This is a genomic window from Pseudomonas sp. B21-048 (assembly GCF_024748615.1).
Classification (GTDB): Bacteria; Pseudomonadota; Gammaproteobacteria; order Pseudomonadales; family Pseudomonadaceae; genus Aquipseudomonas.
The window spans coordinates 3,011,975-3,027,707 of sequence record NZ_CP087168.1; the positions used below are offsets into that span (position 1 = coordinate 3,011,975).

Below are 15,733 nucleotides of genomic sequence, written 5' to 3' on the forward strand. Positions count from 1 at the left end.
CACTCACAAAGTAATCAAAAGGCCATCAAGAAGATGAAACGTTTGACTGTTGCTCAACTGATCGTACCCACGCAGAGCGTGGGTACGATCATGCGTTATTCCTTGTCACTCACCTGAAGCTGCCCGTCCCACCCGCCGCCCAGTGCGGCAATCAATTGCACGCTGGCGATCAAGCGGCTCTGCAGCAAACTCAGCACGTTGCGTTCGTTGCTCAACGCCGTGGCTTGAACCACCACCACATCCAGATAAGCAATCACCCCGGCCTTGTACTGATTCTGGGTCAATCGCAAGGATTCTCGCGCCGCATCCAGGGCTTCCTGGCGCACCTTGGCTTCGTCTTCCAGCACCTTGAGTTGCACCAGATAGTTTTCCACTTCACGGAAGCCGTCGAGCACGGTCTGGCGGTACTTGGCGACGGTTTCGTCATAGGCCGCTTCGCTGCGATCGACTTCCGCCGAGCGCTGCCCACCGTCGAACAGGGTCATGGCCAGTTGCGGGCCGACCGACCAGAAGCGGTTCGGTACGCTGATCCAGTTGTTAGAGGTGCTGCTGCTATAGCCGCCGTTCAGGCTCAGGGTCAGGTCTGGGTAGTAAGCGGCTTTGGCCACGCCGATGTTGGCGTTGGCGGCCATCACCGAGCGCTCGGCGGAGGCGATGTCGGGGCGGCGTTCCAGCAATTGCGAAGGCAGGCTCAGCGGTACCTGCGGCAATGCCGGGATATCTTTGGTTTCAGCCAGGCTGAATTCGGCCGGAGGCAGACCAATCAGCACAGCGATGGCGTTTTCGAACTGCGCGCGCTGCCAGATCAGGTCGACCATCTCCGCCTGGGTGCTTTTAAGCTGAGTGGTGGCCTGGGCCACTGCGTCCTTGCCGGAGACACCGGCGCGGTACTGGTTTTCGGTCATGGTCAGCGAACGTTGATAGGCCTCGACCGTCGCTTCCAGCAGGCGTTTCTGTTCGTCGATCACCCGCAGTTGCAGGTAGTTCTGCACCAGCTCCGATTGCTGGCTCAGGCGCATCGCCGCCAAGTCGGCAAAACTCGCCTCGGCGTTGGCCGTGTCAGCTTCAAGGCCTCGGCGCAACTTGCCCCAGACATCCGCTTCCCAGCTGACCCCGGCCTGCGCCGTGTAGGTGTCGCGAATACCACTGGAAGAACTGCTCAGGCTCGAACTGCTGCTACCGGTGCCCTGGCTGGAACGGGTTTTCCCGACGGTCAGGTCCACCGTTGGGAAAAACGCACCCCGGGCACTGCGCACCAAGGCTTGGGCCTGACGGTACTGGGCTTCGGACTGCGCGACGGTCTGGTTGGCGCTGTTGAGTTTTTCGATCAAGCCATTGAGCTGCTGATCACCGTACAGCTCCCACCAGGCACCGCGCGCCAGAGAGTCGCTGGGATTGGCCTGACGCCAGCCAGCCGCTTCTTTGTACTGTGCCGGCGCGGCGGCTTGCGGGCGCTGGTAATCCGGGCCGATGGCGCAGGCACTGAGCATCGCCACACACAGCGACAGGCTCAGCAAACGCGAGCCTCGGGCCGTGATCAGCGGTGCAACCCGGTTGATAAGCGAACGGTCAGTCATAGCGGAGTTTCCAGAGCAGCATCGGTACGCACCCCACGCCAGTGGTTGAAGCGATGGCGCAGTGTGTCGAGATAGAGGTAAACCACCGGGGTGGTGTAAAGGGTCAGCACCTGACTGAAGACCAGCCCGCCGATGATGGTCAGGCCCAGCGGCTGACGCATTTCCGCCCCTTCGGCCCGGCTCAACAGCAACGGCAACGCGCCGAGGATCGCCGCCAGGGTGGTCATCAGAATCGGCCGCAGCCGTTGCAGACAGGCACTGCGGATCGACTCCAGCGGCTCCAGGCCTTGCTTTCGTTCAAGCTGCAACGCCAGGTCGATCATCAGAATCGCGTTTTTCTTCACCACGCCGATCAGCAGGAACAGCCCAAGCAAGGAGATCAGGCTGAACTCACCGCCCAGCACATAGATCGACAGCAGCGCCCCGACCCCGGCCGACGGCAAGGTCGAGAGAATGGTCAGCGGATGGATATAGCTTTCATACAGCACGCCCAGCACCAGATACACCGCCACCAGCGCGCCGAGAATCATCCACGGCTGGCTTTTCTGAGCGGCGGCAAACGCATCGGCGGTACCGGCCATTTTTGCGATCACGTCTTCGGGCAAACCGACCTTGGCAATCGCCCGCTCGATGGCGGCGGAGCCCTGCTCTACCGTCACGCCTTCGGCCATGTCGAAGGCGATGCTTTCCGAAGCGAACTGACCTTCGTGGCTGACCCGGTCGTCTTCCAGGCTGTTTTCGTAGTGAGCGATGGCCGACAGCGGAATCCGCGCACCGTCGGCCGTGATCACTTTGACCTGATTCAGGGTGATCGGGTCCTGGGCGTATTTCGGATTGACCTCCATCACCACCTGATACTGGTTGAGGCTGTCGTAGATCGTCGAAATCTGCCGTTGGCTGTAGGCGTTGTTCAGCACCGCGGTGACCATGTCCATGTCCACGCCCAGACGCTTGGCCTGATCGCGATCGACGATCAGAGTCACTTGCTGGGCGCCCCGGCCTTCGCGCGCGTCAATCGCCGTCAACTCCGGCAGCGCCTTGAGGGCGGTGACGACTTTCGGATACCACTGACGCAGCGCGCCGAGATCGCCGCTTTGCAGGATGTAGGAATATTGCGAGGAGGTCTGCTCGCGGCCGCCACCGAATTGCAGGTCCTGGTCGGCCATCAGCATCAATTGCGCACCGGGCACCTTGGGCATTTCCTTGCGCAGGCGTTCGATGACTTTCTGCGCGGACAGGTTGCGTTCCTTGATCGGCTTGAGCCGCACCAGCATGAAGGCGTTGTTGGTGCCGTTGTTGCCGCCGATGAACCCGGCGACACTTTGAACCGCCTCGTCCTTGAGCACGGCACGGCGGAAGATTTCCATCTTCGGCTGCATCACGCTGAACGAAAGCCCGTCATCGCCGCGCACAAAACCGATCAACTGGCCGGTGTCCTGCTGAGGTAAAAATGTTTTAGGAACAACGACATACAGCGCGATGTTCACGCCAATCGTCACGAACAGACTGAGCAAAGTCAGACGACGGTGACGCAGCACCCAATCGAGGCTGGTGGCGTATTTGCCGACCATCCATTCGTTGGTCCGCTGGCTCCAGCGTTGCAAACGGTTTTCCTGCCCCGGCGTATGCGGCTTGAGCCAGCGCGCGCAGAGCATTGGCGTCAGCGTCAGCGACACCAGCAACGACACCACAATGGCTGCCGCCAGGGTGATGGAAAACTCGCGGAACAGGCTTTCGATGATCCCGCCCATGAACAGGATCGACAGGAACACCGCCACCAGCGAAACGTTCATCGACAGCAGTGTGAAGCCGACTTCCTGAGCCCCAAGGTACGCGGCCTTCATCGGCGGCACGCCCTTGTCGATGTGCCGGGAAATGTTCTCCAGCACCACGATGGCGTCGTCCACCACCAGCCCGGTGGCCAGGATCAGCGCCATCAGCGACAGGTTGTTCAGGGAGAAGCCGTAGAGGTACATCACCGCAAACGTGCCCACCAGCGACACCGGCACCGCCAGGGTTGGAATCAGCGAGGCGCGGAAGTTACCGAGGAACAGGAACACCACCAGAATCACCAGTGCCACGGCAACCAGCAAAGTCATTTCCGCTTCGTGCAGGGTGGCCTTGATCACCGGCGAACGGTCCATCGCCAGGTTCAGTTTGACGCTGGCCGGCAGCACGGCCTGCAACGCCGGCAGCTGCGCCTTGATCTCGTTGACCGTCTCGATGATGTTGGCACCGGCCTGGCGGTTGATCACCAGCAACACCGCCGCGTCGTCATTGAAAAACCCGCTGTTGTAGCGGTCCTCGACGCCGTCACTGACCTTGGCCACATCCTTCAGGCGCAGGGCGGCGCCGTCCGCGTAGTGAATGATCAGCGACTCGTAGTCCTTGGCTTTTTCCAGTTGATCGTTGGCCTGCACCTGCCACAGCCGCTGGCCGTCTTCGACCGAGCCCTTGGGCCGGCGCACGTTGGCGTTGGCGATGGTGGTGCGTACATCGTCCAGGGCCACGCCGTACTGGTTGAGCGCCTGGGGTTCGAGTTCGATGCGTACCGCCGGCAACGAACTGCCACCGATCTGCACTTCACCGACGCCCTGCACCTGCGACAGGCTCTGGGACAAAATGGTCGAGGCCAAATCGTAGAGCTGGCCTTTTTCCAACACATCCGAGGTCAGCGACAACACCATGATCGGCGCCTGGGACGGATTGACCTTCTTGTAGGTGGGCATACTGCGCATGCCGCTGGGCAGCAAGTTGCGCGAGGCGTTGATCGCCGCCTGCACTTCCCGCGCCGCGCCGTTGATGTCGCGGTCCAGGTCGAACTGCAGAATCACCCGCGTCGAACCCTGGCTGGAACGGCTGCTCATGGTGTTGACCCCGGCGATGGCGCCGAAGGAACGCTCAAGCGGCGTGGCCACGGTCGAGGCCATGACCTCCGGGCTTGCACCGGGCAAACTGGCCTGAACCACGATCACCGGGAAGTCCATTTGCGGCAGTGGCGAGACCGGCAACAGGCCGAAGCTCACGCCGCCCAGCAGCATGATCGCCAGGCTCAGCAACATCGTCGCGACCGGGCGCTTGATGAAAGGTCCGGACAGGTTCATGGCTGCTCTACCGGTTCCACGGACTCGGACTTACGGCCCCAGCGCCGCCCGAGGCGGTCGAAGTACAAGTAGATGACGGGCGTGGTGAACAGCGTCAGCACCTGACTCACCAGCAAGCCACCGACCATCACCAGACCCAAAGGCTGGCGCAATTCCGCGCCGGAACCGGTGGCCAGCATCAGCGGCACCGCGCCGAACAACGCGGCCAGGGTGGTCATCAGAATCGGCCGGAAGCGCAACAGCGCTGCCTGATAGATCGCGGTTTGCGGGTCCATGCCTTGGTTGCGTTCCGCCTCGAGGGCGAAGTCGATCATCATGATCGCGTTCTTTTTCACGATACCGATCAGCAGGATGATGCCGATGATCGCGATCATCCCCAGGTCATTGCCGCTCAACAGCAACGCCAGCAAGGCGCCGACTGCCGCCGAGGGCAAGGTCGAGAGAATGGTGATCGGGTGAATGTAGCTCTCGTAGAGCACGCCGAGCACGATGTACATGGTCACCACCGCCGCCAGAATCAGCAGCAAGGTGCTCGACAGCGACGCCTGGAACGCTTCGGCCGCGCCCTGGAACTGGGTCTGCACGCCGATTGGCATACCGATGTCTTTCTGCACCTGATCGATGATCTGCACCGCATGGCCCAACGCCACGCCGGGCGCCAGGTTGAACGACATCATCACCGCCGGGAACTGGCCGATGTGAGTGATCGCCAGTTGCGCCTGACGCTCCTCGATATGCGCCAGGCTGGACAGGCGCACCTGACCGCCATCGGTGGTCTTGACGTGAATCTGGTTCAGCGCATCCGGGCCGATCTTCTCGCCGGACTGCGATTGCAGCACCACGCGGTATTGGCTGGCCTGGGTGTAGATGGTGGAAATCTGCCGCTGACCGAAGGCGTCATACAGCGCGTCGGTGATGTTCGACACCGATACGCCGACCCGCGACGCCGCATCGCGGTCGATCACCAGATAAACCTGCAAGCCCTTGTCCTGCAAATCGCTGGCAACGTCAGTCAGCTCAGTCCGCTGGGCCAGGGCTTCCACCAGACGCCCGCTCCACAGGCTGAGCAACTCGGCATCCGGCGACGACAGGCTGAACTGGTACTGCGTGCGGCTGACCCGATCTTCGATGGTCAGGTCCTGCACCGGCTGCATGAACAGGCGAATGCCGATCAGCTTGTCCAACTCTGGTTGCAGGCGCGCGATCACTTCGGTGGCACTCAGGTCGCGATTGCTGTGGGATTTGAGATTGATCAGCAGCCGGCCGCTGTTTAGCGTCGAGTTGTCACCATCGACCCCGATATAGGACGACAGGCTCTCGACCGCCGGATCGGCCAGAATCACCTTGGCCAGTTCCTGCTGCCGCTCGCTCATCGCCGCAAAGGAAATCGACTGCGGCGCCTCGGAAATACCCTGGATCACCCCGGTGTCCTGCACCGGGAAGAAACCCTTGGGCACCACCATGTACAGGAACACGGTCAAGACCAGCGTGCCGATAGCCACCATCAAGGTCAGCGGTTGGTGCTTGAGAACCCACTTTAACTTGCGCCCGTAAGCCGCGATCATCCAATCAATTGCGGCGCCACTGGAGCGGTAGAACCGGCCCTGTTCTGCTTCCTTGGGCTCACGCTTGAGCAGCCGCGCGCACATCATCGGCGTCAGGGTCAGGGAGACGACAAGGGAAATCAGGATCGCCACCGCCAAGGTGATCGCGAACTCACGGAACAAGCGCCCCACCACATCCGCCATGAACAGCAGCGGAATCAGCACCGCGATCAGCGACAACGTCAGGGAAATCAGGGTGAAGCCAATCTGCTTGGCGCCCTTGAGCGCGGCTTGCAGTGGACTGTCGCCCTCTTCGATAAATCGGGAAATGTTCTCCAGCATGACGATCGCATCGTCCACCACGAAACCGGTGGCGATGGTCAGCGCCATCAGCGTCAGGTTGTTGACCGAAAAACCTGCGAGGTACATCACGCCGAAGGTGCCGATCAGCGACAGCGGCACAGCCACCGACGGAATGATCGTGGCGCTGGCTCGCCGCAGGAACAGGAACGTGACCATCACCACCAGCGCAATGGCGATCAGCAGTTCGTGTTGCACGTCGGTGACCGAGGCACGGATGGTCTGGGTGCGGTCGGTGAGCACCGTGACCTCGAGGCCGGCCGGCAGGTTGTCGGTGATGCTCGGCAGCAAGGCCTTGATCCGGTCGACCACTTCGATGACGTTGGCGCCGGGCTGACGCTGAATGTTCAGCAGCACCGCCTGATTTTCATTGGCCCACGCTGCCAAGCGTTCGTTTTCGGCACCGTCGACGATCTCTGCCACGTCCTTGAGCCGCAACGGCGCGCCGTTGCTGTACGCGAGAATCAGGTTGGCGTAGTCCTTGGGTGACGTCAGCTGGTCGTTGGCGTCGAGCATCGACACCCGGGTCGGGCCGTCAAAGTTGCCCTTGGGCTGGTTGACGTTGGAGGCGCCGATCAGGGTGCGCACGTCCGACAGGTTCAAGCCGTTGGCCGCCAGGGCTTCGGGATTGACCTTGATGCGCACCGCCTGACGCTGGCCGCCGGCAATGCTGACCATGCCGACACCGCTGATCTGGGCAATTTTTTGCGCCATGCGGGTGTCGACCAAATCATTGAGTTTGGGCAGCAACATGGTTTTGGAGGTGATGGCCAAGGTCAGCACCGGGGTGTCCGCCGGGTTGACCTTGTTGTACACCGGTGGCGCGGGCAAGTCCTTGGGTAGCAAATTGGTCGCAGCGTTGATCGCTGCCTGCACTTGCTGCTCGGCAACGTCCATGTTGATGTCGAGGCTGAACCGCAAGGTCAGCACCGAGGCGCCGCCGGAACTGGTGGAGGCCATCTGGGTCAGGCCGGGCATCTGCCCGAACTGACGCTCCAGCGGCGCGGTCACGGCGCTGGTCATGACATCCGGGCTGGCACCGGGATAGAGCGTCATGACGCGAATGGTCGGGTAGTCCACCTGAGGCAATGCCGACACCGGCAGCAGCCGATAAGCGATCACGCCGGCCAGAATAATCGCCAGCATGCTCAGGGTCGTGGCGACCGGGCGAAGGATGAACAGCCGCGAGATGTTCATGCGCCGCCCTTTTTCGCCTTGTCGGTGGCCGTCGCATCAGGCGCAGTGGCGGCCGACTTGCCTTGCAGGTGTTCGGTCGGAGTGGTCGGGACATCCTTGCTGTCGTTGACGACCTCCACTTCGCTGCCTTCTTTCAGGCGGTCGGTGCCTTCCAGCACCACCCGATCGCCAGCGGCCAGGCCTTCGGTGATCACCGTGTTGTCACCGTCACTGGCACCGACTTTCAACTGACGGAGGGTGACCTTCTTGTCACCGTCCATGGCATAGACGAACGTGCCGTTGGTGCCGAACTGGATCGCCGCCGAAGGCGCAAGCACCACACCTTTGAGGGTGTCGGCCAGCAAGTGGACGTTAACGAATTGATTAGGGAACAGCGCTTGATCGCGGTTCTCGTAACGGGCCTTAAATTTCAGGGTGCCGGTGGTGACGTCGATCTGGTTGTCCAGGCTCTGCAACACGCCGGTGGCCTGCAACTGGGTGTCACCACGATCCCAGGCTTCGGCGGGCAGTTTGGCACCGGTGCGATAGCGGGTCAGCACGGTGTCCAGGCTGTTTTCCGGCAAGGTGAATGCGACGCTGATCGGTTGGGTCTGGGTGATGATCACCAGCGCAGTGGTGTCGTTGGCCGCCACAAGGTTGCCGACGTCCAGTTGACGCAGGCCCACGCGCCCGGCGATCGGCGCGCGAATTTTGGTGAATTCCAGGTTGAGCTTGGCGTCATTGACCGCCGCCTGATTGGTCTTGACCGTGCCCAGGTACTGGCCGACCAGTGCTTCGGCGGTGTCCAGGGTTTGCTTGGCGATACTGTCTTCGCGGTACAGGCCGCGATAGCGCTCGACATCGACCTGAGCGTTTTTCAGTTGTGCCTGACTCTGCAGCAAAGTGCCTTCAGCCTGGAGCAAGGCATTCTGGTAAGGACGTGGGTCGATCTCGGCCAGCAAATCGCCCGCCTTGACCATTTGCCCTTCTTCGAATGAGATCTTGATCAATTCACCGCCAACGCGACTGCGCACGTTAATGGTGTTCAGCGCGGTCACGGTGCCCAGCGCCTTGTAATACAGCGGGAAATCGCCTTTAACCACTGGCGCCACGCGCACCGGCACCGGTCCGCTCGCCCCGCCGAACCCCGGACGCATCCCCCCCGACCGACCTGCATGCCCGGCAACGGCTTTCTGCCCTGCGCCCTCCTTCGGGCTGCTGCCTGCGGGCCAGAATTTCCAGCACAGGCCAGCGATGACCAACAGGACAAGCAGGCCGAACAGCCAGCGACGAGGATTGCGGGAAGCGGAGGATTGCATGGAATGATCAACCATTGGGCGCGTGAAGCTTCTTTCTACAGGAGGCTGAACGATAAGCACTGGCGGGTATTAAGCAAAGCGCCTTTACCGGCAATTTACCTTTGGATTACGTAACAGGAAGTTAAGAGCACAAATGAAAACGGCCTGGACAGGGCCAGGCCGTTAACAATTATCAAACTTCGCTTATTTCAGAACGGCGAGTGCTGCGTCGTAGTTCGGCTCTTCAGCGATTTCCTTGACCAGTTCGCTGTGCAGGACCTTGTCGTTTTCGTCCAGCACCACGACGGCGCGGGCGGTCAGGCCTTTGAGTGGGCCATCGGCAATCGCCACGCCGTAGTTCTCAATGAACTCGGCACCGCGCAGGGTCGACAGGTTCTGCACGTTTTCCAGGCCTTCGGCGCCGCAGAAGCGGGCTTGGGCGAACGGCAGGTCAGCGGAGATGCACAGTACGACGGTGTTGGCGACATCATTGGCCTGGGCGTTGAACTTGCGCACGGAGGTGGCGCAGGTCGGGGTGTCGATGCTTGGGAAGATGTTCAACACTTTGCGCTTGCCGGCGAAGCTCGCCAGGGTCACATCAGACAGATTGCCGGCCACCAGGGAAAAGGCTGGCGCCTGGGAACCGGCTTGTGGCAATTGGCCGTTGACTTGAACCGGGTTGCCTTTAAGAGTGACTTGAGCCATGAACGGAGTCCTTCTGAACGTTGATGTAGAGAGTTTTGACGAGGCCGAAGTTAACCACGAAATGGCCTGACGACCTATGCCCAGATACAAATTGTGATATGTCGTCGCATAAAACTGGATACACGCGTTTCAACAAAACTTACTAACACTGCATAACCCTGTGTGCGGGCTTGTGTGGCGAGGGAGCTTGCTCCCGCTGGGTCGCGAAGCGGCCCCAAAAGCTTTGCGACGGCTATGCAGCCGAGCGGGAGCAAGCTCCCTCGCCACACAAGCTTGCTCCCACAGGATTGGATGCACTCCGCACTATCCAAGCAATCGCAACATATTGCGGTGCCGCGCTTCGAAAATCCGCCGCATGTAGGCATTGACCACCAGCCATTCCAACGGCGCGCCACCAATGGCCGCATAGGTCACACGGTCGGTGTACAGCGTACCGCCCTCACCCGCCGCCACCCGATGTTCATGACGAAAGGCCGCCATTGGCCCCTTGAGCATTTCATCGATGAAATGGTGCTCGCCCACCTCGCGGATCACCACCGTCCAGCTCACAGGAATGATATTGAACATCCACTGGCAAAAGCGGAACTGACGACCGGCTTCGATGCGCAGGTTGCTTAAATCGATATCGCTCAACAGCGTGACACGTTCTGGAAAGACCTTCGGGAAGTTGACGCCTTCCAGGCAGAAGTCGAGGACTAGCTCAGGTGTGCGATTGGGGATCAGGGTAGTGAGTTCCAGAACAGGCATAGACGGTAACATTCCTTTGTTTGGCGAGAGACTGACTGGCAGCGGCATTAGCGCTACGTCGCATCAGGCTTTGCTTCAGCAACGCTCATTTCGGGATATTCACGCCGGTCTCTGAGCATGATGTAAAGCGGGTCCAGGCCAGACGCTGGCGGGAAGACAACGACATAATCATCGAAACGAATTGCGGCCATATCACTGAAGGGCTCCAACATAGGCACAGATAAAGATCGGAGGAATCCGAGCCGATACTCGGGAGCAGGCGCCAGGGTCGAAGTGGTTTCAAGGGTAGCGGGCGCGCTCCAGCTCACGATCATCGGGGCCGATCCGTCAGCGGTGAAGCAGTAGGTCTTCAGTTGCTCATTCCAGACGGCGGCTCGCACCCTCACTCTGGACGACAATATGCTGCCATTCGTCGGCGTAATGGCCACCTGTAGCAACGTCTTTATTTCCCTCAGGCCTCGGGACATCGTCCCTGGTGGAACGGTGTACGTGCCGCTGCTCATCCTGAATGGAAGATCGACTTCGGCACCCGTCGCGGCCAGGCCTTGCCAATTCTGTCCCTCGATTGGCAGCAACTCGAGCAGAGGAACGCTGAGCCCGTACCTCCCCACTTCGGCCCGACTGGAAAAATCGAATTGCAGCACGGCGGCGTATTGACCTTGATGATCCTGGGTTCCCGAAGTGATCTGCCAGGTAAACTCTGCCACCGCCGAGCGTATGGCTTTTTGCAGTGCGACCCGATGGGTCTCCAAGGGTTGTGAAAGGCCGCCATCGAGGACAATACCCGGTCGCGCATTGGCAAAGGCAAGCGGTGCAAAAAGCTGTTCGCTCGCCTGAGTCGGCCCTGTTCCCTGCTGATAACGCTGATCAACGAGTTGTGTTTGCGCGACCACCAGCAGCGCTTCAGCATCCATTTGAAGGCGATGGAGGCGTTGATTGATCTCATTCAGCTTCGTCAGATAGAGGTCGTAAGTGATGTTGATCTGGTGGGCAATACTTTGCCACTGCGCGTGCTCGGATCGGGCGTAGGACAGGTCGCGTCGGGCGCTGTCTCTTTTGAGCCCGATGCTCATTTTCCAGAATTCGTACCGGCGAGCCGCCAGGCGCGCTTCAAACTCGGCGACCTCCAGAGCACGGATGTCCGCTTCCCGCCCATGGATGTCCACGTAGGCGTTCTGTCGCTGACGCAGGTGTTCGATTCGTTGCTCGATCACACTGAGTGCCGCTTCTGCCACCCGTTCTGAAGCAGCCAGATCGACAGCGGTTTTCTGTACGTCAGCCAGATTATGGGCAATGCGCTGCTGCGTCATCTGCGCCGGGGTCAACGGCGCTCCCGGTCTTGCAACAACCGGACGTGGAACAGGAGCCCCCTCCCCCTTGAATGCTGCACGGTTCTGTTTGTGGTACCAGTCTTTGACGTAGTACACGACCGAGCCCGATAAATAGGTGTTCGTATCGTCCTCTGGCGGATAAAACAGCAGGTCTGCGCCTTTGGGGTGACCCACGATGCTATCGAAATGATTGATCAGTTGGTTGTGGTCCTGTTTCGGCAGATCGACGGCCCAGATTCTGTTCACCAGGGCCTGGAATTCCGATTCGGTGTAATCCTTGAGTGTTGTTTTAAGTTCCATCTTTATTGCTTCCTTGTTTCGGGCACACAACGGCTGCCAGATAACAGCATCTGCTCATGTTGCGATGAGCAGATGCCTTTGAATTGTATGCGTGCAGTTACTCTGGCTTGAAGCCGGGTTTGTTATTGAGTGCGCGCCATTCTTTGACTACCCTCAGTACGTCTTCCGGTGTACTTTCACACCCATCCTTGGGGTAGAAAATCACATCAGATCGATCCGGATGTTCAGTCACCGCCTCGAAGTGCAATACACCCTTGACTATGAAGTCATCAAATGCATCAGCGGACAAATCATCTCTCTCTTCATAAAGTCCGCGCAGAAACTCTAAAAATTCAGCCTCGGTGTAGTCTTCAAATTTCTCTTTAAAAACCATCATCAATTTCCTTTTCCATGAAAATTAATATGCCGTTTAGGTGTCATCACCACCAAATTATCCATATCGTAAACAGCCCCACCTTGCGCAACTTCTACGAGATGATGGATTTCGAATTTAACTCGACCTCCATTTCTATCTTCTGCCGACGGAAAAGGAGCCTTACCCATTTTCATCAAGTGCAAATCGATAGGCGTGAATTGAGTTCTTAGTTCCACATCCGCCGCAACAGCCTTCCAAAACGCCCGCCTGAACCCATGAAAATTCTTGAACTCCTGCCACCGCAATTGATCCGCAATGTGCGAAGGAATCGGCGCACCGTCCATTCGTGCAGCGTCGCCGAGCCATACTCCTGAAACCGACTCCCCAAACCCCATCGCCACACCCGGATCGTCTCGCCGATCCAGAAACAGGACGTCCGACGAAGGCAACTCCATATCCGCCGGGTACCCAGGAATACTGGCACCGATCTGCCCTTCGTCAACAGCCGGAAACGTCTCGTTTTGCGGTAGGACCGGGATGACTGGAGCGCCGGGATAAACCGTCGGAATCGACGGTGTAACCGGTAAGGTTGTAGGACCGAGGTGTTCGATACCTGGCGGAGCCAGTGGTGTCCAGATACCAACGCCGACCGGACGAGTCGGCCAGGGCAGGACTGCAGGAGTGATCCCCAGTCGTCCCTGGGTGCTTTGCGGCGTGGTGATGCTGATTTTGTCGAGATTAAAAGGATTGGCGCCGAGCTCTGCCTGCTCCTGATAGCGCAATTCGAACTCGCGTCGCTCACCGACCCAGGTACTTTTCGGCGCGTACGGCGCGAAACCTTGTTCGATGCGTTTTTTGTTGACCTCATCGAATTGGGCGATGAGCGCCGGATGCTCGCCGAGCGTTCGCCACAGCGCTTCATCGAAGGCGGCGAACGAATTTAATTCACGGCCACGGAATTGGTCGCCGATCTGCACGGGAATGGCGGCACCTTGTGCCTGGCTCGCGGTTTTCCACCAATCATTCGCCGCTGGTTTACCGATCCCCGTGACGACGCCCGACCCTATGGGTGGCAGATTGAAGGTGAAGTAGATCGGCGGCTGTCCAGGCACGCACACAATGCAATCGCTGAAACGCAGATCGACACCCGTCGCAATGGCCTCGACCTGTGGTGTCAACACGCTCAGCCCTGGCTGAGTGACAGCGGCAACCTGAGGGGTGTCCGGTGTGAATTGCAGGTGCCTGGTTGGTGACCCGGGAATCTCGGCGCTATAGAAGCCGGTCAACGGGTCAAGCTCTGCGTTGACGACCGGCACATGGGCACCTATCTCCTCACCCGTGCTGGCAACGATGATCGCTGTACCTTCCGGCACGGTCTCAGATTTGAGCCGGTACGCGACCTCCACTGAACCACCCGAATCGGCAATTGATTGCAATGCTTGTCGGTCCGTAAGGCCCAACGCTTGCGCCGGCACCCCGACAGCCTGGAACAAACGCCGACGTTGCTCGGCAGTCAACTCGCCATTGCCCAAGGTTGGCGAGTACACCATCGCGGTGACGAACACCGGCCCCGTTTTTGCGGCAATCCGCCCGAAATCGATGAGGGTGTTGACGGCAGACTGGACAGCCGCCTCAAGCGCTGCCGCCGCTTGCCGCGCCACAAATACGCCGTCACGCGTCAAAACCATCCCGCCAGCGGCAACGGAGGTAACAGGAGCCGTCAGCGTGTGGGCCTGCCTGACCCTTTCAACTCGTACATCCTCATCAGTCTGCTGCTTGAAGCGAACGCGTGCTTCACGCTGCTCGGCGTATTGACGTTGGGCCTCCCAGACGGCTTCCCTTTCGCGCCAGACCACGGTCTGGTCAGCGTGATGCCTTGCCAGCGCATTGGATTTGCCCGTAAGCGCATTGATTTGCGATGTCAGCAACCGCGCTTCATGGGCCGCGTTGTAGGCGTTTTCCCAAATTTGGTGGCCGTCATTGAGCGCCTGACCGAACGCCCCCAATCGCGTCAGGTAATCATTCGAAGTGCGGGTAAATGGATCATGCCCATCGAAGGACCGGGCAACCGCGTTTTTTGCATTGAGCTCAATGGTCTTGCGTGCGAGCAGCCCGTCGATTTCGTTTTTTTCTTTGGTGATGGTGTAGAGCTGCCAACGCTCGGTCTGGTTGGCGTCAGGGGGCCTCTTTGTTGCGAGGATTTCCTGTTCAAGCGCTGAGGTGAGTTGTCTGGCCTTCTCGGCAAAACGGCGATCCACTTCGGATCGGATGACGTCGTGCCGCTGCGTCAGGCCTGCCAGAAATTGCAAAAGCGCTTGATGCCGCGCCTGTTCCTGAACTTGCGCAGCGGCCGCTTGTGCTCGCGCCGCTTCGGCTTGAGCGTTGGCTGCAGCCTGAGCCCGCTCTTTTTCCTGCGCCTGACGATGCGCTTCCATGGCCCGTTTTCGGGCCCTTTTTCTCTTCTTGCTGCTCGTACCACCGAATCCGCCTGAAACCCCTCCGCCGACGCTAAAAAACGCTGCCCGAGGATGAGGGTCCCGGCCTGATGACAACTTCCCCTGTCGATTCATCGTTCAATATGTTTTGTGCCATACAGTCACTCCTTGTCTGTAGGCACAGCATGTCGATGGAGCCGCGGTCAGGTGCGGTACATAGTTATCGGTGTGGATTTATATCGAGGTGCCATGAGCCACTCACAGAGGTAGCAAATCCGTTCCTTTTGCGGTCTTTTGTTAGCGATAGTGTCGATTCAGGCGACTGCCATTCGACTAGACAATGAGTCATTCAAATCCAGCGGAGACAAGACCATGCGATTCATGATCATTGTGAAAGCCAGCCCGGATTCCGAGGCCGGTGTGATGCCCAGCGAAGAACTGATGACCGCGATGGGCAATTTCAACGAGGAACTGGCCAAGGCCGGCATCCTCATCGATTGCGATGGCCTGCAGCCCAGCAGCAAAGGCGCCCGTGTGCGTTTCTCGGGTGACCAGCGCACGGTGATCGACGGCCCGTTCGCCACAACCAAAGAGCTGATCGCCGGCTATTGGCTGTGGCAGGTGAAGTCGAAAGAGGAAGCGATCGAGTGGGTCAAGCGCTGCCCTAACCCGATGCCGGGTACAGAGGCCGAGATCGAGATTCGCCAAGTGTACGAGGCCGAAGACTTCGGTGCCGAATTCACACCGCAGTTGCGCGAGCAGGAAGAGCGCGTGCGTGCGCAGGCGAAGAAGCACTGAAGC

The 15,733-nt window shown here is 59.5% G+C and carries 10 protein-coding genes; 1 reads left to right on the forward strand and 9 read right to left on the reverse strand.

Going from position 1 to position 15,733, the window contains the following annotated elements:
- Positions 1 to 95: 95 nt before the first annotated feature.
- From LOY56_RS14220 to LOY56_RS14260, 9 genes are all read right to left on the reverse strand, one after another.
- A complete protein-coding gene (locus tag LOY56_RS14220) occupies positions 96 to 1,577 on the reverse strand; it encodes an efflux transporter outer membrane subunit (protein ID WP_258614897.1) in 1,482 nt (493 codons plus the stop codon).
- Positions 1,574 to 4,681: an efflux RND transporter permease subunit gene (locus LOY56_RS14225; RefSeq protein WP_258614898.1), complete on the reverse strand. Its 3,108-nt coding sequence runs from the start codon at positions 4,679 to 4,681 to the stop codon at positions 1,574 to 1,576. Before LOY56_RS14225 ends, LOY56_RS14220 begins: the two co-directional genes overlap by 4 nt.
- A complete protein-coding gene (locus tag LOY56_RS14230; protein ID WP_258614900.1) occupies positions 4,678 to 7,782 on the reverse strand; it encodes an MdtB/MuxB family multidrug efflux RND transporter permease subunit in 3,105 nt (1,034 codons plus the stop codon). Before LOY56_RS14230 ends, LOY56_RS14225 begins: the two co-directional genes overlap by 4 nt.
- Positions 7,779 to 9,095, reverse strand: coding sequence for an MdtA/MuxA family multidrug efflux RND transporter periplasmic adaptor subunit (locus tag LOY56_RS14235; RefSeq protein ID WP_258614902.1), 1,317 nt, complete (start codon positions 9,093 to 9,095; stop codon positions 7,779 to 7,781). The genes LOY56_RS14230 and LOY56_RS14235 overlap by 4 nt, the downstream gene beginning before the upstream one ends.
- Before the next feature lie 168 nt (positions 9,096 to 9,263).
- Positions 9,264 to 9,764 (reverse strand): thiol peroxidase, encoded by a 501-nt coding sequence (gene tpx / locus LOY56_RS14240; RefSeq protein WP_223486770.1) that lies wholly within the window; start codon positions 9,762 to 9,764, stop codon positions 9,264 to 9,266.
- Positions 9,765 to 10,067: 303 nt separating this feature from the next.
- A complete protein-coding gene (locus LOY56_RS14245) occupies positions 10,068 to 10,511 on the reverse strand; it encodes a polyketide cyclase (protein ID WP_258614905.1) in 444 nt (147 codons plus the stop codon).
- A 53-nt stretch (positions 10,512 to 10,564) separates the two neighbouring features.
- A complete protein-coding gene (locus tag LOY56_RS14250; protein ID WP_258614908.1) occupies positions 10,565 to 12,142 on the reverse strand; it encodes an S-type pyocin domain-containing protein in 1,578 nt (525 codons plus the stop codon).
- 97 nt (positions 12,143 to 12,239) lie between these two features.
- Positions 12,240 to 12,515: a bacteriocin immunity protein gene (locus tag LOY56_RS14255; protein WP_258622655.1), complete on the reverse strand. Its 276-nt coding sequence runs from the start codon at positions 12,513 to 12,515 to the stop codon at positions 12,240 to 12,242.
- A gap of 2 nt (positions 12,516 to 12,517) precedes the next feature.
- Positions 12,518 to 14,932, reverse strand: a complete 2,415-nt coding sequence (locus tag LOY56_RS14260) for an S-type pyocin domain-containing protein (protein ID WP_258614909.1) — start codon at positions 14,930 to 14,932, stop codon at positions 12,518 to 12,520.
- Positions 14,933 to 15,304: 372 nt separating this feature from the next.
- Here LOY56_RS14260 and LOY56_RS14265 point away from each other — a divergent pair, with 372 nt between their 5' ends.
- Positions 15,305 to 15,730, forward strand: a complete 426-nt coding sequence (locus LOY56_RS14265) for a YciI family protein (RefSeq protein ID WP_258614910.1) — start codon at positions 15,305 to 15,307, stop codon at positions 15,728 to 15,730.
- The last annotated feature ends 3 nt before the right edge of the window (positions 15,731 to 15,733 follow it).

Bases quoted from the DNA above. Each gene is read 5' to 3' on its own strand.
- LOY56_RS14245 (WP_258614905.1), bottom strand. From the start codon at position 10,511: ATGCCTGTTCTGGAACTCACTACCCTGATCCCCAATCGCACACCTGAG.
- LOY56_RS14260 (WP_258614909.1), bottom strand. From the start codon at position 14,932: ATGGAAGCGCATCGTCAGGCGCAGGAAAAAGAGCGGGCTCAGGCTGCA.
- LOY56_RS14225 (WP_258614898.1), bottom strand. From the start codon at position 4,681: ATGAACCTGTCCGGACCTTTCATCAAGCGCCCGGTCGCGACGATGTTG.
- LOY56_RS14265 (WP_258614910.1), top strand. From the start codon at position 15,305: ATGCGATTCATGATCATTGTGAAAGCCAGCCCGGATTCCGAGGCCGGT.
- LOY56_RS14235 (WP_258614902.1), bottom strand. From the start codon at position 9,095: ATGGTTGATCATTCCATGCAATCCTCCGCTTCCCGCAATCCTCGTCGC.
- tpx (WP_223486770.1), bottom strand. From the start codon at position 9,764: ATGGCTCAAGTCACTCTTAAAGGCAACCCGGTTCAAGTCAACGGCCAA.
- LOY56_RS14220 (WP_258614897.1), bottom strand. From the start codon at position 1,577: ATGACTGACCGTTCGCTTATCAACCGGGTTGCACCGCTGATCACGGCC.
- LOY56_RS14255 (WP_258622655.1), bottom strand. From the start codon at position 12,515: ATGGTTTTTAAAGAGAAATTTGAAGACTACACCGAGGCTGAATTTTTA.
- LOY56_RS14230 (WP_258614900.1), bottom strand. From the start codon at position 7,782: ATGAACATCTCGCGGCTGTTCATCCTTCGCCCGGTCGCCACGACCCTG.
- LOY56_RS14250 (WP_258614908.1), bottom strand. From the start codon at position 12,142: ATGGAACTTAAAACAACACTCAAGGATTACACCGAATCGGAATTCCAG.